Annotated in this window: 2 protein-coding genes; one reads left to right on the top strand and one right to left on the bottom strand. The window is 45.1% G+C overall.

Translation table 11 applies throughout. The features are described from left to right. On the top strand, positions 1-593 hold a 593-nt coding region (locus tag A3766_RS06940; protein ID WP_197479396.1), incomplete at its 5' end, for an SMP-30/gluconolactonase/LRE family protein. Positions 594-656: 63 nt separating this feature from the next. Here the strand turns inward: A3766_RS06940 and A3766_RS06935 are convergent. Then, positions 657-944: PaaI family thioesterase (locus tag A3766_RS06935; RefSeq protein ID WP_068641979.1), on the bottom strand; the 288-nt coding region annotated here is incomplete at its 5' end.

The following is a 944-nucleotide window of genomic DNA, read 5'->3' as shown; positions in this document are numbered from 1 at the left end:
GTCTTAGCCCATCTATCATCGTTTATGATGTGATAGAACAGCGTGCTCGTATTGCTATTGAAGACCACGACTCGGTCGACCCGGACTACTATGTTCCTCATGTCGAAGGTGTGAAAATGCTGATGTTTGGTGTTTTTGCTATTCGCCCTGGCGTTGACTCTATTGCGCTAGACCGCAACGAAGAATGGCTTTACTTTGCTCCCGTTACCGACGAGAAGATGTGGCGCGTACGGGTAAGTGATTTGAATAATCCTGCACTAAGTGCAGAAGCGCTGAAAACTAAAATCGAAGCTTTTGGTGAAAAGACCATGAGCGATGGCATCACTATCGATGATGAGGACACTCTATACATCAGCGATCTGGAGCATTCGGCTATCATACAGATGCGCTCTGATGGTTCCATACAAACACTTTACAAAGACAAGAAGCTTCGCTGGCCTGATGGTTTCAGCTTCGGCCCGAATGGCTGGTTATACGTTACTGCTAGTGCGCTACAAAGTGTGATAGCCAAGCCTGACCAGTACATTCAAGAAAAAGGCCCTTATCAGATATTTAAATTGAAGACCGATACCACTGCTTACCCTGGGCATTGAGGTTGAATTTCAAAGGGGTCAGACTCGATTGAATTTCAATCGAGTCTGACCCCTTTGAAAAACCTAATCCTCTAACAAAAAATGCGCTCTGGCCAAGGCAATTGGCTTATCGCGGCTTTCTTGCCAGGCGTGAACTTCGACATTAGCAACGCGGCCACCCTGGCGGGTCACATTACAATAGGCATAGGTATCCTGGTTTGCACCGGCACGTAAGTAATCTAATGAAAAATCAATAATTTTGGGAAATTTCAAAGTCGACTGAGATACCAGCAAATACATAGCACTAGACAATTCCATAAAGCCACCAATGACACCACCATGAATTGCGGGAAGAATAGGATTACCAATATT

The organism is Oleiphilus sp. HI0132, from assembly GCF_001635845.1.
Note: the sequence above shows the minus strand (reverse complement) of the source record. Positions and strands in the feature narration are given on the sequence as shown.